Source organism: Bradyrhizobium sp. STM 3843 (genome assembly GCF_000239815.1).
Lineage (GTDB): Bacteria > Pseudomonadota > Alphaproteobacteria > Rhizobiales > Xanthobacteraceae > Bradyrhizobium.
On record NZ_CAFK01000301.1, the window covers coordinates 1 to 13,524 of the forward strand.

The 13,524-nt window shown below is 64.0% G+C and carries 19 protein-coding genes; 8 read left to right on the forward strand and 11 right to left on the reverse strand.

The window, feature by feature from the left end:
• Positions 1–193 (reverse strand): hypothetical protein (locus BRAS3843_RS31980; protein WP_035983514.1); only part of this gene is annotated, 193 nt, incomplete at its 3' end.
• Here BRAS3843_RS31980 and leuB point away from each other — a divergent pair.
• The gene (gene leuB, locus BRAS3843_RS31985; RefSeq protein WP_008973353.1) at positions 192–1,304 is read left to right on the forward strand and encodes a 3-isopropylmalate dehydrogenase; all 1,113 of its coding nucleotides are present in this window, start codon (positions 192–194) and stop codon (positions 1,302–1,304) included. The two genes, BRAS3843_RS31980 and leuB, sit on opposite strands and share 2 nt — an antisense overlap.
• Before the next feature lie 59 nt (positions 1,305–1,363).
• Here the strand turns inward: leuB and BRAS3843_RS31990 are convergent, their stop codons facing one another.
• A complete protein-coding gene (locus tag BRAS3843_RS31990; protein ID WP_008973354.1) occupies positions 1,364–1,732 on the reverse strand; it encodes a hypothetical protein in 369 nt (122 codons plus the stop codon).
• Positions 1,733–1,969: 237 nt separating this feature from the next.
• Positions 1,970–2,674 (reverse strand): hypothetical protein, encoded by a 705-nt coding sequence (locus BRAS3843_RS31995; protein ID WP_244425527.1) that lies wholly within the window; start codon positions 2,672–2,674, stop codon positions 1,970–1,972.
• Between the two features lie 204 nt (positions 2,675–2,878).
• Between BRAS3843_RS31995 and BRAS3843_RS32000 the strand changes: the two genes are divergently transcribed.
• Together BRAS3843_RS32000 and BRAS3843_RS32005 are read left to right on the forward strand one after the other, a co-directional pair.
• A complete protein-coding gene (locus BRAS3843_RS32000; protein ID WP_008973356.1) occupies positions 2,879–3,913 on the forward strand; it encodes an aspartate-semialdehyde dehydrogenase in 1,035 nt (344 codons plus the stop codon).
• Positions 3,914–3,947: 34 nt separating this feature from the next.
• Entirely contained in the window at positions 3,948–4,502 is a 555-nt protein-coding gene (locus tag BRAS3843_RS32005) for a TIGR00645 family protein (RefSeq protein ID WP_008973357.1), read from the forward strand.
• Between the two features lie 58 nt (positions 4,503–4,560).
• Here BRAS3843_RS32005 and BRAS3843_RS32010 read toward each other — a convergent pair whose 3' ends face one another.
• Positions 4,561–5,205 carry a carbonic anhydrase gene (locus BRAS3843_RS32010; protein WP_008973358.1) on the reverse strand — a complete coding sequence of 215 codons (645 nt, stop codon included), beginning with the start codon at positions 5,203–5,205 and terminating at the stop codon, positions 4,561–4,563.
• Positions 5,206–5,306: 101 nt separating this feature from the next.
• Between BRAS3843_RS32010 and BRAS3843_RS32015 the strand changes: the two genes are divergently transcribed.
• Complete coding sequence (locus BRAS3843_RS32015) at positions 5,307–6,185, forward strand: CoA ester lyase (protein WP_008973359.1); 879 nt, start codon at positions 5,307–5,309, stop codon at positions 6,183–6,185.
• A gap of 3 nt (positions 6,186–6,188) precedes the next feature.
• Here the strand turns inward: BRAS3843_RS32015 and BRAS3843_RS32020 are convergent, their stop codons facing one another.
• From BRAS3843_RS32020 to BRAS3843_RS32040, 5 genes are all read right to left on the reverse strand, one after another.
• Positions 6,189–6,554, reverse strand: coding sequence for a cytochrome c (locus BRAS3843_RS32020; RefSeq protein ID WP_008973360.1), 366 nt, complete (start codon positions 6,552–6,554; stop codon positions 6,189–6,191).
• 43 nt (positions 6,555–6,597) lie between these two features.
• Positions 6,598–7,014, reverse strand: coding sequence for a DUF6455 family protein (locus BRAS3843_RS32025; RefSeq protein WP_008973361.1), 417 nt, complete (start codon positions 7,012–7,014; stop codon positions 6,598–6,600).
• Positions 7,015–7,076: 62 nt separating this feature from the next.
• A complete protein-coding gene (locus BRAS3843_RS32030; RefSeq protein ID WP_008973362.1) occupies positions 7,077–7,883 on the reverse strand; it encodes a hypothetical protein in 807 nt (268 codons plus the stop codon).
• A 73-nt stretch (positions 7,884–7,956) separates the two neighbouring features.
• A complete protein-coding gene (gene leuD / locus BRAS3843_RS32035; protein ID WP_035983517.1) occupies positions 7,957–8,562 on the reverse strand; it encodes a 3-isopropylmalate dehydratase small subunit in 606 nt (201 codons plus the stop codon).
• Between the two features lie 122 nt (positions 8,563–8,684).
• Positions 8,685–9,083 carry a metallopeptidase family protein gene (locus tag BRAS3843_RS32040; protein WP_008973364.1) on the reverse strand — a complete coding sequence of 133 codons (399 nt, stop codon included), beginning with the start codon at positions 9,081–9,083 and terminating at the stop codon, positions 8,685–8,687.
• 134 nt (positions 9,084–9,217) lie between these two features.
• Between BRAS3843_RS32040 and BRAS3843_RS32045 the strand changes: the two genes are divergently transcribed.
• The 4 genes from BRAS3843_RS32045 to BRAS3843_RS41040 all read left to right on the forward strand — a co-directional run bounded on the left by BRAS3843_RS32045 (position 9,218) and on the right by BRAS3843_RS41040 (position 11,374).
• Positions 9,218–9,541 carry a hypothetical protein gene (locus tag BRAS3843_RS32045; protein ID WP_244425528.1) on the forward strand — a complete coding sequence of 108 codons (324 nt, stop codon included), beginning with the start codon at positions 9,218–9,220 and terminating at the stop codon, positions 9,539–9,541.
• Between the two features lie 265 nt (positions 9,542–9,806).
• Positions 9,807–10,034, forward strand: coding sequence for a hypothetical protein (locus tag BRAS3843_RS32050; RefSeq protein WP_008973366.1), 228 nt, complete (start codon positions 9,807–9,809; stop codon positions 10,032–10,034).
• A gap of 93 nt (positions 10,035–10,127) precedes the next feature.
• A complete protein-coding gene (locus BRAS3843_RS32055; protein WP_008973367.1) occupies positions 10,128–10,397 on the forward strand; it encodes a hypothetical protein in 270 nt (89 codons plus the stop codon).
• A gap of 296 nt (positions 10,398–10,693) precedes the next feature.
• Positions 10,694–11,374, forward strand: a complete 681-nt coding sequence (locus BRAS3843_RS41040) for a hypothetical protein (RefSeq protein ID WP_008973368.1) — start codon at positions 10,694–10,696, stop codon at positions 11,372–11,374.
• A gap of 118 nt (positions 11,375–11,492) precedes the next feature.
• On the opposite strand, the gene BRAS3843_RS32065 is transcribed toward BRAS3843_RS41040, so the two are convergent.
• Positions 11,493–11,708, reverse strand: coding sequence for a hypothetical protein (locus BRAS3843_RS32065; protein WP_008973370.1), 216 nt, complete (start codon positions 11,706–11,708; stop codon positions 11,493–11,495).
• 181 nt (positions 11,709–11,889) lie between these two features.
• Positions 11,890–13,296 (reverse strand): 3-isopropylmalate dehydratase large subunit, encoded by a 1,407-nt coding sequence (gene leuC, locus BRAS3843_RS32070; RefSeq protein ID WP_008973371.1) that lies wholly within the window; start codon positions 13,294–13,296, stop codon positions 11,890–11,892.
• Positions 13,297–13,524 lie beyond the last annotated feature (228 nt).

Here is a 13,524-nt window from a genome sequence, read left to right on the forward strand (position 1 = left end):
TGATACAGGCTTCGTCGGCCGTGCTGTAGCCGACCGGCGGGAAAGGTGGCTTGCCAACCACGCAGGAGCGCTTTAGCACTCCGCGGATTTTTCCGTTTTCGTCATGGCCGGCTTCACCGGCAGTCCAGCCTTCAATGATGGATTCCCGGGTCAGGCCGGTCATGACGCAGATCTGAGCGAGGATGACGATCATGGCGACCCACAAGCTGCTCCTTCTGCCCGGCGACGGCATCGGCCCCGAGGTGATGGCGGAGGTGAAACGCCTGATCGGCTGGCTCAATGCACGCGGGCTCGCCTCGTTCGAGACCGAGGAAGGGCTTGTTGGCGGCGCCGCCTATGATGCGCACAAGGTGTCGATCTCGGAAGGCGACATGGAGAAGGCCAAGGCCGCCGATGCCGTGATTTTCGGCGCGGTCGGCGGTCCGAAATGGGATGGCGTTCCCTACGATGTTCGCCCCGAGGCGGGCCTCTTGCGCCTGCGCAAGGATCTCGGGCTGTTCGCCAATCTGCGGCCTGCGGTGTGCTATCCGGCGCTGGCGGACGCCTCCAGCCTGAAGCGCGAGATCGTCGAGGGTCTCGACATCATGATCGTGCGCGAGCTCACCGGCGGTGTCTATTTCGGCGAGCCGAAGACCATCACCGATCTGGGCAACGGCCAGAAGCGCGCCGTCGACACCCAGGTCTACGACACCTATGAGATCGAGCGCATCGCGCGCGTCGCCTTCGACCTCGCGCGCAAGCGCCGCAACAAGGTGACCTCGATGGAGAAGCGCAACGTCATGAAGTCGGGCGTGCTCTGGAACGAGGTCGTCACCGCAGTTCATCAGCGCGAGTACAAGGACGTCACGCTCGAGCACCAGCTCGCCGATTCCGGCGGCATGAACCTGGTGAAATATCCGAAGATGTTCGACGTCATCGTCACCGACAATCTGTTCGGCGACATGCTGTCGGATATCGCGGCGATGCTGACCGGTTCGCTCGGCATGCTGCCCTCCGCCTCGCTGGGCGAAGTCGATGCCAAGACGAAGACCCGCAGGGCGCTGTACGAGCCGGTGCATGGCTCGGCGCCCGACATCGCAGGCAAGGGGCTCGCCAACCCGATCGCGATGCTGACCTCGTTCGGCATGGCGCTGCGCTACTCTTTCGACATGGGCGCGCTCGCCGACAAGCTCGACGCCGCCATCGCCTCGGTGCTGGCGAGCGGTCTGCGTACGGCCGATATCAAGTCCGAAGGCATGACGCCGGTGTCGACGACGCAGATGGGCGAAGCAATCATCAAGGAGCTGGAGAAGCTCGCGGCGTAATCCCAAACGCAAACGGCCGGGCAGGGCCCGGCCGTTGCAATCAGGCGCTTGCGCCGATCTCAGTACGGGATCGGGAACGCTCGCGGATAGCCGCCGAGATCGGTCGGGGTCATCAGCGGCTGGCGATCGATCGGACGGTTCAGGTTCTCGCGGCCGAAGCTCGGATAACCCTGCTCCGGCGGTAGCGCATAGTCGGTGAACTTGCGGTCGCCGGGCAGCACCTCGGTGCCGCCGTCCAGCCACGAGCGCTTGCTCACGAAGATGCGGGTATGCGGGCCGGACTGGTAGGAATAGTTCGGGCTGCCGCCCTCGACATAGGTGCCGTACTTCCGGTGCTTGGTCTCGGCATTGGCGGACGTGATGGCAAGGCCGGTCGCAGCGATCACCGCCAGGGTCAGGAGCCGGCTCGCGGCAGAAAATGTCGTCATCACGTCCTCTTCCTCGCGCCAAACAGAGCGGGCGCTCGCCATGCATGATTTGGGTGTTACATTAGCTTTGTCGGATATGGCGTCACAAGGTCATTCCGGCCACACCGCCGAAGATAAATCTTTGCTGTGGCGGGAAAGTTGCATCAAATCCGCGACTTGCCGCCGATCCGGCGGCCGCATCGGCGGCAGAAAGGTGACGCGAACGCGTCTCGAAACGCACGAGACGCGTTCAGCAATCTAAAGCGTGCCGCGCAGTCTCGGCTCGTCGATGGCGGTGACCCAGTCGGACGGTCCGGGGGCCACCGCCGTCACGTCGCAGGGCATGCGCTTGACGTCGGCGTGCGCAAACAGCGCGGTCAGCTGCTGGTCGCGGCCGCCCGCGAGCAATGTCAGCCGGTTCAGCATGCAGCCGACCGCGGCGCGCCGCACCGGCGTGCTGACCCCGTGGCACGACCATCCCGAAATCCGCAACGCGGGCTCGCCGATCCGTTTGAGAAATCCGAGGCAGGCGCCTGGCCCGTCCGCGGCTCCGGTCTGACGCAACAGGCTGACCGCGCCGAACTTGCTGTCGATCACACCGGCGGCCTCCAGCCCGCTGGCGGGATCTGGTGCCATGCGTAGGGCCAGCTCATGAGCGCCGCTCCTCAGGGCGTCGCGCTCGTCGCCAAACCGGTAGATTTCGAGCTCCGCGGCGGGGCGGTCGGCCGGCTCGCCCCAGCGGAAGATGTCCTTGCGGCCGCCCAGGGGGTGCCGGAGCACGGTATAGGTTGCGGACTTGTCCGGCTGGTCACCCAGCCTGAGCGAAAATGTCGGGACCGCGCCGTCCGCAATGGACCAGGCGGACCTTTCCGGTTCCACGGCTGCATCCAACTGCCGCCAGGCCGCCAGCGTGAGCATGGCGATCAGCGCCAGCGCCCCCACATAGGCAAACAGGCGCGCCAAAGTCGCGCAGGCCTCGTTGGCCGCACCTTCAAGGACGAGAAAAAATCCGCTTCTCTGGGCAGAAGCCGCCTTGGCCGAAAGAGGATGCATCAAATGCGGGGCGTGGTGTTAAGATTGTGTCAGGGACGTTTCTCGCATAGAAGCGCTGCCGCTTCCGTTTCCGCATCCTTGTGCGGTCGGCCATTTTTCGTCGGAGAGTGAATGATGGGTTACAAAGTCGCAGTGGTCGGCGCGACCGGCAATGTCGGGCGGGAGATGCTCAACATTCTCGACGAGCGCAAATTCCCGGCCGACGAGGTGGTGGTGCTCGCCTCACGCCGCAGCGTCGGCGTTGAGGTGTCATATGGCGACCGCACGCTGAAGGTCAAAGCGCTGGAGCACTACGATTTTGCCGATGTCGACATCTGCCTGATGTCGGCGGGTGGCGCCGTCTCCAAGGAGTGGTCGCCGAAGATCGGCGCGGCCGGCGCGGTCGTGATCGACAATTCCTCCGCCTGGCGCATGGACCCGGACGTGCCGCTGATCGTGCCGGAGGTGAATGCCGATGCCACGGCCGGCTTTGCCAAGAAGAACATCATCGCCAATCCGAACTGCTCGACCGCGCAGCTCGTGGTGGCGCTGAAGCCGCTGCACGACAAGGCCAGGATCAAGCGCGTGGTGGTCTCGACCTATCAGTCGGTGTCCGGCGCCGGCAAGGACGCGATGGACGAATTGTTCTCGCAGACCAAGGCCGTCTACACCAATGACGAGCTGATCAATAAGAAGTTTCCGAAGCGCATCGCCTTCAACGTCATCCCCCACATCGACGTCTTCATGGAGGACGGCTACACCAAGGAAGAGTGGAAGATGATGGCGGAGACCAAGAAGATCCTGGACCCCAAGATCAAGCTCACCGCGACCTGCGTGCGCGTGCCGGTGTTCGTCGGCCATTCGGAGGCCGTCAACGTGGAGTTCGAGCAGCCGATCACACCGGACGAGGCCCGCGACATTTTGCGCGGCGCGCCGGGCTGTCTCGTGATCGACAAGCACGAGCCGGGCGGCTATGTCACGCCCTACGAGGCGGCCGGCGAGGATGCGACCTATATCAGCCGCATCCGCGAAGACGCGACGGTCGAGAACGGCCTCGCCTTCTGGTGCGTGTCCGACAATCTGCGCAAGGGTGCCGCGCTGAATGCCGTGCAGATCGCGGAGGTGCTGATCAACCGCAAGCTGATCACCGCCAAGAAGAAGGCCGCCTGAGAGCGGCCGGAGGTGCGGCGAGGCGCTGATCATCATGAGCGAGCAGGGGGCGCCGGAGGCCGGCGGACACGCGCCGAACAGGATCGAGCGCGGCATTGAAAGCCTGATCTTCAACAGCCGATGGCTGATGGCGCCGTTTTATGTCGGCCTCGTCGTCAGCCTCGCCGTGCTGCTGCTGAAGTTCTGCATGCTGCTGTGGGAGTTCATCGCGCATGCGCCGGGCTCGAAGGAGTCCGATATCATCCTTGGCGTGCTCAGCCTTATCGACGTCTCGCTGACCGGCAATTTGATCCTGATCGTGGTGTTTTCCGGCTACGAGAATTTTGTCTCGAAAATCGACCCGGGTGGCCATCCCGACTGGCCTGACTGGATGACCAAGATCCAGTTCGGCGGCCTGAAACAGAAGCTGCTGGCATCGATCGTCGCGATCTCGGCCATTCAGGTGCTGAAGGCCTTCATGAACATCGATACCGTATTCGAGCCGAGCCGGCTCGCCTGGCTGGTCGGCGTGCATCTCCTGTTCGTGGTCTCGGCTTTCATGCTCGCGATCTCTGATCGCTGGAGCAGCAGCGATCATGGCGGCGAATAGTGAGTAGCGAATAAGGAACAATATCTATTCGCTACGCCCCATTCGCTACTCGCCACTCCTACTCGCTATCTCTTGCGCTCTTGAACTGCTTGGTCGCCTTGTCGAGCACGAACAGCGAGCCTTCCTTGACGCCGAAATAGGCGCCATGCAGCTGCAACTCGCCGCGCTCGACCCGCGCGCGCACGAATGGGAACGTCATCAGGTTCTCGATACTGCGAAACACCGCAGCCTTCTCGATCCGGGTGACGAACTCGGCCATGCTCTCGTGCTCGCGCTGCTCGACGACCTCGCCGGGCTTGATGAACATCGACATCCAGCGGCCGATGAAGTCGCCCGGCGACAGCGGCTCGATCTTGTCGACGAAGGCCCGGATGCCGCCGCATTGGGCATGGCCCAGGATGACGATGTGTTTTACGCGCAGCACGGTAACGGCATATTCGAGCGCCGCCGAGACGCCGTGCGCATTGGCGTCGGGCTGGTAGATCGGCACCAGGTTGGCGATATTGCGGAGCACGAACAATTCGCCCGGCCCGACATCGAAGATCACCTCGGGCGAGACGCGGGAATCGCAGCAGCCGATCACCATCACCTCCGGGGCTTGTCCGCGTTCGGACAGTTCCCGGTAGCGGCTCTGTTCGGTCGGGAGGCGGTTGGTGGCGAAGGCGTGATAGCCGTCGAGTAGGCGTTGCGGGAACGTGATCATGGTAAATGCCTAATCACAGGTCTTGGGCAGGAACAAGCCTTTCAGGCCAGGGTTCGAAATGGTATCGCGTGGCGCCCGATTGTTCCAAAGGAAACGCGCCCATGACCCGCCCGCGCCGTAGCCTCCTGTTCATGCCCGGCTCGAACGCGCGCGCCCTCGAAAAGGGCCGTAACCTGCCGGCGGACGGGCTGATCCTCGATCTCGAGGATTCGGTCGGACCGGATGCCAAGGCCGCCGCGCGGGAGCAGATCGCCAAGGCGGTTGCCGCGGACGGCTATGGCGGTCGCGAGCTTCTGATCCGCATCAACAGCCTGGATACGCCGTGGTGGAGCGACGACGTCGCCATGGCCGGGCAGGCAGCGCCGGACGGCATTCTGGTTCCCAAGGTCTCGACGGTGGAAGATCTGCGCACCGTGACCGATCGTCTCGCCGAGGTCGGCGCCGACCCTTCGCTCAAGGTCTGGGCGATGATCGAAACCGCGCGCGCGGTGCTCGATGCCGACAAGCTCGCCGCCTCCGCGCGTGAATCCGAACATCGCCTGGCCGGCTTCGTGTTCGGGCCGAACGACATCTCGCGCGAGACCCGGATCCGGATGCTGCCGGGCCGCTCGACGATGCTGCCGATGATCACCCATTGCATTCTCGCAGCACGGGCCCATGGCCTCGAAATCCTCGATGGTCCCTACAGCGATTTCGGCAATGCCGACGGTTTTGCGCAGGAATGCATCCAGGCGCGCGATCTCGGCTTCGACGGCAAGACCCTGATTCATCCGAGCCAGATCGACACCTGCAACGCGATCTTCACCCCGCCGGCTCAGGAGGTCGCCGAAGCCCGCAAGATCATCGCAGCGTTCGATCTGCCGGAAAACGCGGCCCGCGGCGCGATCCAGATCGACGGCCGCATGGTGGAGCGGCTGCATGCCGACATGGCCCGACGGACGATCGCCATCGCGGACGCGATCGCGGTGACGGCGAAATAATCCTCACTTCCGCTTCAGGCTGAGGATGTAGTTGACGAGATCGCCCCGCTGCTCGGATGTCATCATGATATTGGGCATGTTGGCGTGGCTGCTCTGCAGGAACACTTTCAGCGACAGCTCGGTCGTCGACGGCATATTGGCCACTGCGACGAAATCGGGCCCGGCGCCCTGAGCGCCGGCGCCGCGCCCATCGATTGCATGACAGGCCGTACACCAAGCTTCCGCAAGCTTGTGGCCCGCCGTCGCGCTGTCGGTCGCCGGTGTCGCGCCGCCCGCATTGTGCAGCCGGATCACGACCAAGACTGCAATCGCAAGCAGGATCGCAGCACCGAGATGAATCCATGGATTGCGGTGCATGTTGCGGTGCATGTGGAGTGACTCTGTCGCGATGTCATGCGATCGACGGATGGTGTCAGGCGTGCTTGATGTCGCTGCCGAGCCGGTCGATCGTCGGCGCGTTGAGACAATAGTCTTCATAGTGCGCGCCGGCGGTGCCAGCCGCGAGGTCACGGTGGCAGCGCGGCTTGTCGCGGCAGAGGGCGCAGACGCGCTCCATATCGCGCAGAACCATCGGCTCGGTGCGGGCGAGTGCGGCTTCGTCGATGCCGAGGGCGTTGAGCATCCGCGGCAGCTCGTCGGCGGCGTGTTCGCCGTGCTGAACCAGTTCGTCGAGATCGCCCGGCGACACCTGCAGGTCCGCCGCGATGCGCTCGAAGTCCTCGCGGTCCATCTGGCGGATCTCGCTGAGCTCACGCCGATGCTTCAGCCATTGCGCGAACATATCGATCAGGGACTGCACCCTGGGATATGGTCTGGTCTGCGTGGTCATGCGGCACCTCCGATCAGTGGTGCCAATCAAGCATCGCGGCGGCAACAGGACGTTGCGGCAGATCAAGGAGCTCGCGGTCCGAAGCGCTCTGCAGCCCAGCCATACAGGCTTCCGGGGACTGGCGGCAGGGCGCCGCGCCCCTTCGGAGAAATATGCAAGCCGATGATGTCGGGGTCGCTCACGATCCCTGAGAAGTCCGAGCGGTCGAAAAACGCCTTCGGCTCGGCGTGAACCGCGTAGAAGGATTTCTTGGGCAACACGTGCTGGAGCCGGCCATGCCGCCGGGCGAGCGCAGTCAGTGCCGCCGGGCCGTAGACGGCGACGCGGATGTCAGACAGCCGTTTCGAGCCGCCACGCAGGCGCCGCAAGCCGTAGGTCACCCGGTGCGACAGCGACAGCCAGTTCGGCGTGAGCTCGTCCTGCTGCATCAGCGCTTCGAACTCCGCCACGATCGGGTCAGCCGGTGGCAGATAGACCACCGAATTGCCGATCTGGCGCCCCCGCTCCCAGGCGAAATAGGGCTTGGCGGGATCGATCCGGATCGGCTGCAGCAGCAAGACATCCGCATCCAGCCAGACGCCAGCGCTTTGCGCCATCAGCCTGATGCGGAAGAAGTCGCTGAACTGCAGCGTGGTCCAGTCTCGCCAGCTTCCATCGGGCTGCGGCGGGCGGAGCCGCTCGGAAAAGCAATAGGGCAGCACCGCCTCCGCATCGGCATTGCCGACGCCGTCTGGCAATCCAGGCAGCGGATCGAAACTGTAGACCGTGACCTTGTGGCCTGCGGCAAGCTGCGAGTGCAGACAGGTCTGCCGCAGCTGGTCGAGCGGCCCGCGCCAGAAGGTGACGATATCAGGTAAGGCGCGCGTCACTGGCGTTGGTCGCTCTCGAACGAAAGGCCCCGGACGACCGTCCAGGGCCTAAAGCTATCACGGACGAAGTGGATCACGCCCAGGCGCGCTCGGCCTTCAGCTTGGACTCGTAGCTGTCGATCGCCGCCTTCTTCTCCATCGTGAGCCCGATGTCGTCGAGGCCGTTGAGCAGGCAGTGCTTGCGGAACGGGTCGATCTCGAACTTGACGGTGCCGCCGTCGGGCCCGCGGATTTCCTGCTTTGCTAGGTCAATGGTGAGCGTCGCATTGGCGCCGCGTTCGGCGTCGTCGAACAGCTTGTCGAGATCGGCCTGCGAGACGCGGATCGGCAGAATGCCGTTCTTGAAGCAGTTGTTGTAGAAGATGTCGCCGAACGAGGTCGAGATCACGCAGCGGATGCCGAAATCGAGCAGCGCCCAGGGCGCGTGCTCGCGGCTCGAGCCGCAGCCGAAATTGTCGCCGGCCACCAGGATCTTGGAATTGCGATAGGCCGGCTGATTGAGCACGAAGTCCGGGTTCTCGCTGCCGTCATCCTTGTAGCGCTGTTCGGAAAAGAGGCCCTTGCCGAGGCCGGTGCGCTTGATGGTCTTCAGGTACTGCTTGGGAATGATCATGTCGGTATCGACATTGATGATCTTCAAGGGCGCCGCGACGCCTTCCAGCGTGGTGAATTTATCCATCATTGCACCTTCCGAATGTGGGGCAGGCCGCTGATGTAGCGCGATTGGCCCTGACGATAAAGGGAAAATGCCTTCTGTTTCAGCCCGCCATGATCGATCGGCCGGGATCAACCGGCCTCGGATCAGTCCGCTTTGGCTTCGATCGCCGCCATATCATCGTCCGACAGCCCGAAATGGTGGCCGATCTCGTGGATCAGCACATGGCGGATGATGTGGCCGAGGGTCTCGTCATGCTCGGCCCAATAATCCAGGATCGGCCGGCGGTAGAGCCAAATCATGTTCGGCAGCCGCGGCAGGTCGTCATTGCTGCGGAACGGCAAACCGGTGCCCTGGAACAGGCCGAGCAGGTCGAACTCGCTGTCGGCCTCCATCTCATCCAGCACCTCCTCGGTCGGGAAGTCGTCGATCTGGATGACGACGCCCTCGCAAAGCGCACGAAAGCGGTCGGGCAGGCGCGCGAAGACGCCCTGCGCGATGACTTCGATCTCGGCGAGCGAGGGGGCCTTCAGCTCCGTCCACATTACCGCCTTGTAGCGCGGGTTTGATGGCTGCGCATCTTGAGAATTATGACCTTTTCGCCCGCGGGCGGCGGTTGACGCGGCGTGCGAAAACGGAGACGGTCAAACGGCGATTTTCGGTGGGGGCGGATGCGATGATGCGGATGACGGTGGCCTTGATCGGGACCGCGTTGATGGGCGTGGCGCTCGTGTCCGCGACGGCACAGGCGGATCCGTCCACTGCCGGCACCCATGCAGGTGTTTCAAGGGACGGAGCGAGCACCGAGTTGTCCGCCCAGCGGCGCTCAAGGCGCATCCCGATCTATCCGCGCGAGGAAGAGCATTGGCAGCCGGATGTGGTGCCGCACTACGATCCCGGTCCGAATGCCGTGCGAGTCTGTAATGCCCATTATGTGCAGGAATTCAGGCCCAGCGGCACCGTGATCGTGCCGCATATGAGCTGCTACTGGCGGCGGGGCTAACTAAGGGTTCCTGACCTGCCCGCTCAGGCCGGGTCACTGCCGGCCAATGCCCGTCATTCGTGTCGGCCACGACACAGTGCGAAGTTTGTTGCGCGCCGGGGCGGAACTGCCGTGTCACGCGCGCATTCTGCTCTCCGGCGCGGATCTTTCACACTCTTCACGTCGCTCGTTCGAGATCCTGATCTGCGTCGCGTCGCGTTCATCCGACGTTCGGTCGGCTGCGCGGCGCTCGGCGTGACCTGTCAGGCGATCGAAGGAGACCTTCATGACTGTGACGAAGCTTTTGGGCGTTGCGGCGGTTGGCGCGATGTTGGCGATGGCTGTGCCCGCCGAGCGCGCGCAGGCGCTGTCATTGCTCAATCCGGGCGCTGCTGCAGCCGTGCAGCAGGGTACGGCCGCGCCGACGACTGAAGTTCGCTGGCATCACCACCATTGGCGTCGTCACTGGCATCCGCATCGCCGCTGGCACCGTTGGCATCGCCGTCACTGGTGATAGGCTGACGCGGCGCGGTCCGGCCGCTGAATGCAACAGGCCCGTTTGCCGGGCCTGTTGTCATCTGTGGGCGATGAGCAGAGAGGATCCGCTATGAGCACCGCAATCGGTCTCGCGCTGGTACGCGCCGCACTCCTGGTCGCGATATCGACCACACCGTGGTCTACCGGCGCCGCTGCGGAGATTGCGCGCGTTGCACGGCACAAGGCTGTGACGGATGTTGGCGCGCGCAGTCACCATGCCCATCGCATCGCACACCGTCCCGCTGATCAGCTGCGCTATTACGGCAGGCCGATCCTCTATGCGCCGGCACCGCTCGGTCCATTTCCGCCGTTCTTCGTCTATGGCTGGAAGCCATGGTAGCTGCCTGCGCGTGACGGCAGCCGCGACATCGGCAAGCCGCAGTTTCTTCACATCAGTTGCGTGATTGCGTCGCATCACAGGCGCTGCGCATCATTATCAGTTGCGGGGCAGTATCGTCAGGATAGCTGGAGCTTTGCTCGGCAGCAGCGCGCAACTACACGCGTCGCGTGTAGCGTTCATGCCGCATTCACGTCGCTATCACTACGTTAATGTTCGGGGCGACTCTATTCGACCAACGGGGACGCGATGCGGGCGACGCTCTCCGTTGCGTGAGAAGCACTCAGGGAGAAGTGACAATGATGAGGACAAGAGATCCGGGAGGTGGCCTGGTTCGCCGCCTCAGCTTTGCTGCGGCCGCGGTGCTCGCGCTTGCTGCGGTGCCTGATCGTCCAACACAGGCGATGTCGTTGATCAGTCCCGGCGCGCGACCGGCTTCACCTGAGCCGGCCGATGCGCCCGCCATTCAAGTTCGCGGGCCCGGAGGTGGTGGCGGTGGTGGCGGCTTCCACGGCGGCGGTGGAGGCGGAGGTTTCCACGGCGGAGGCGGCGGCTTCCATGGCGGCGGTGGTGGCTTCCATGGTGGCGGAGGCCCCGCTTTCCACGGTGGTGGTTTTCACGGCGGGCCGGCTTTTCATGGCGGCGGTGCGGTCTTCCACGGCGGAGGTTTCCACGCCGGCGGATTTCACGGTGGCGGATTTCGTAGTGGCGGATTTCATGGTGGGCCGGTGTTTCATGGCGGCGGCATCCGCTATGGCGGCTATCATCGCCACTTCGCCTACCGGCCGTACTTCCATCATCATCGCCGCCATTTCTTCGGCGGCTACTACTACCCCTACGATACCGGCTACTACTATCCCTATCGTCGCTGCCGGGTCATCTGGACCTATTACGGCCCGCGCCGCATCTGCCACTATCGCCACTGGCACAGGTGGCACCACTGGCATCATCGCCATTACCGCCACTGGCGCCATTGGTGACGCGCGACCGATCGGATCGCAGTCGACGGGATCAATGGGTTGAAACAAAAAGGGCGCCGCTGCGGCGCCCTTTTATCTTGCTAGCCGGGTGATTTTGCTGATGGCGGCGCGGTGCGCCTCAGAGCCAATCCTTGAACTGCCAGTTCTTCACCGACAGCTTCCACGGCACCAGCGTCTGCAGCCGCCATTTCGCGAACCGTCCCGGTGGCCAGTTGGAGAGCCGCTTCTCTTCCTTGGCCACTTCGGGCTTGGCGATGATCTTGCGCGGCTGCGTACGCCGGCGCTGACGGGTTGCGTCGCGAACGAGATCGACGAATTCCGGCTTGTTGGCCATTGCACGCTCCTCGCCAGACGCGGCGTCATGCTTGATGGCGTACTGTGCGTCCGGATCTTTAAGGAGTCCTTGCGGAAGCCCGTCGGATTGAGCCGATACGAAAACGCGGTGGCCGGGTCTGGCCACCGCGCTCGATTGCCGGCAAATTTTGCCGGGTGTCGTGTTGCAACAAAGATAGCTGTTAGCGCCAATCCCTGACGTCGACGAAGTGGCCGGCGATCGCGGCCGCCGCCGCCATCGCGGGCGACACCAGATGGGTGCGGCCCTTGAAGCCCTGGCGTCCCTCGAAATTGCGGTTCGAGGTCGAGGCGCAGCGCTCTTCCGGCTTCAGCTTGTCCGGGTTCATGGCAAGGCACATCGAGCAGCCGGGCTCACGCCATTCGAAGCCGGCCTTGATGAAGATCTTGTCCAGCCCCTCGGCTTCGGCCTGCTCCTTCACGATGCCGGAGCCCGGCACGACCATCGCATTGACGTGGGGGCTGACCGTCTTGCCTTCGGCGATCTTGGCGGCCGCGCGCAGATCCTCGATGCGGCCGTTGGTGCAAGAGCCGATGAAGACGCGGTCGAGCTTGATGTCGGTGATCTTCGTGCCGGCCGCGAGGCCCATATATTTCAGCGCGCGATGCTTCGACAGCCGCTTGGCTTCGTCCGCGATCTTGTCGGGATCGGGCACGATGCCGGTCACCGAGATCACGTCTTCCGGCGAGGTGCCCCAGGTCACGATCGGCGGCAGCTTGGCAGCGTCCAGCCGGATCTCATGGTCGAAATGCGCGCCCTCGTCGGAGCGCAGCTTCTCCCAATAGCGCATCGCCGCATCCCAGGCCGCGCCCTTTGGCGCCTTCGGACGATCGCGCAGGAAGTCGAACGCCTTCTGATCGGGCGCGACCAGGCCGGCGCGCGCGCCGCCTTCGATCGACATGTTGCACACGGTCATGCGGCCTTCCATCGACAGCGCGCGGATAGCGTCGCCGGCATATTCCAGCACGTAGCCGGTGCCGCCCGCGGTGCCGATTTCGCCGATGATGGCGAGGATGATGTCCTTGCCCGTCACGCCCTCCGGCAGCTGGCCGTCGACCGTGACGCGCATGTTCTTGGCCTTCTTCTGGATCAAGGTCTGCGTTGCCAGCACATGCTCGACCTCGGAGGTGCCGATGCCGTGCGCCAGCGCGCCGAACGCGCCATGCGTCGAGGTGTGGCTGTCGCCGCAGACGATGGTGGTGCCGGGCAGCGTGAAACCCTGCTCGGGGCCGATCACATGGACGATGCCCTGGCGGCGGTCGAACTCGTTGTAATATTCGATACCGAATTCCTTGGCGTTCTCGGCCAGCGCCTTGATCTGCTCGATGCTTTCAGGGTCGGGGTTCGGCTTGGTCCGATCGGTGGTCGGCACGTTGTGATCGACCACCGCGAGCGTCTTCTCCGGCGCGTGCACCTTGCGGCCGGTCGCGCGCAGCCCTTCGAAGGCCTGCGGCGAGGTCACCTCATGCACCAGGTGGCGGTCGATATAGAGCAGGCAGGTGCCGTCCTCGGCTTCGTGCACCAGATGATCGTTCCAGATCTTGTCGTACAGCGTGGTGGGTTTGGACATGAGCAGATGCTCCCGGGCTAAGGCTTGAATGGCTTGAACGAGGGACGCGCGTGTGACGCGCGGGCAAAGGAACAAAGGAGATCGGCGCTGCGGCTTACAGCGCGCGCGTAAGCTCCGACGTCGCTGATGTCGCGAACCGTCCGAAGAAGCGCCCGGGCAGCCGGCTGCGGTCGTCGATCACGACGCGGCGGCAGGCCATATGAGAGCGATTTAGAACCATTTGAGGGA

Excerpts from the sequence above, each read along its gene's own strand:
- BRAS3843_RS32045 (WP_244425528.1), top strand. The coding sequence starts at position 9,218 with ATGCGGATGACGGTGGCCTTGATCGGGACCGCGTTGATGGGCGTGGCG.
- BRAS3843_RS32055 (WP_008973367.1), top strand. The coding sequence starts at position 10,128 with ATGAGCACCGCAATCGGTCTCGCGCTGGTACGCGCCGCACTCCTGGTC.
- BRAS3843_RS32040 (WP_008973364.1), bottom strand. The coding sequence starts at position 9,083 with ATGTGGACGGAGCTGAAGGCCCCCTCGCTCGCCGAGATCGAAGTCATC.
- BRAS3843_RS32065 (WP_008973370.1), bottom strand. The coding sequence starts at position 11,708 with ATGGCCAACAAGCCGGAATTCGTCGATCTCGTTCGCGACGCAACCCGT.
- BRAS3843_RS31990 (WP_008973354.1), bottom strand. The coding sequence starts at position 1,732 with ATGACGACATTTTCTGCCGCGAGCCGGCTCCTGACCCTGGCGGTGATC.
- BRAS3843_RS32025 (WP_008973361.1), bottom strand. The coding sequence starts at position 7,014 with ATGACCACGCAGACCAGACCATATCCCAGGGTGCAGTCCCTGATCGAT.
- leuB (WP_008973353.1), top strand. The coding sequence starts at position 192 with ATGGCGACCCACAAGCTGCTCCTTCTGCCCGGCGACGGCATCGGCCCC.
- BRAS3843_RS41040 (WP_008973368.1), top strand. The coding sequence starts at position 10,694 with ATGATGAGGACAAGAGATCCGGGAGGTGGCCTGGTTCGCCGCCTCAGC.
- BRAS3843_RS32050 (WP_008973366.1), top strand. The coding sequence starts at position 9,807 with ATGACTGTGACGAAGCTTTTGGGCGTTGCGGCGGTTGGCGCGATGTTG.
- leuC (WP_008973371.1), bottom strand. The coding sequence starts at position 13,296 with ATGTCCAAACCCACCACGCTGTACGACAAGATCTGGAACGATCATCTG.
- BRAS3843_RS32010 (WP_008973358.1), bottom strand. The coding sequence starts at position 5,205 with ATGATCACGTTCCCGCAACGCCTACTCGACGGCTATCACGCCTTCGCC.
- leuD (WP_035983517.1), bottom strand. The coding sequence starts at position 8,562 with ATGGATAAATTCACCACGCTGGAAGGCGTCGCGGCGCCCTTGAAGATC.
- BRAS3843_RS32020 (WP_008973360.1), bottom strand. The coding sequence starts at position 6,554 with ATGCACCGCAACATGCACCGCAATCCATGGATTCATCTCGGTGCTGCG.
- BRAS3843_RS32005 (WP_008973357.1), top strand. The coding sequence starts at position 3,948 with ATGAGCGAGCAGGGGGCGCCGGAGGCCGGCGGACACGCGCCGAACAGG.
- BRAS3843_RS32000 (WP_008973356.1), top strand. The coding sequence starts at position 2,879 with ATGGGTTACAAAGTCGCAGTGGTCGGCGCGACCGGCAATGTCGGGCGG.
- BRAS3843_RS32015 (WP_008973359.1), top strand. The coding sequence starts at position 5,307 with ATGACCCGCCCGCGCCGTAGCCTCCTGTTCATGCCCGGCTCGAACGCG.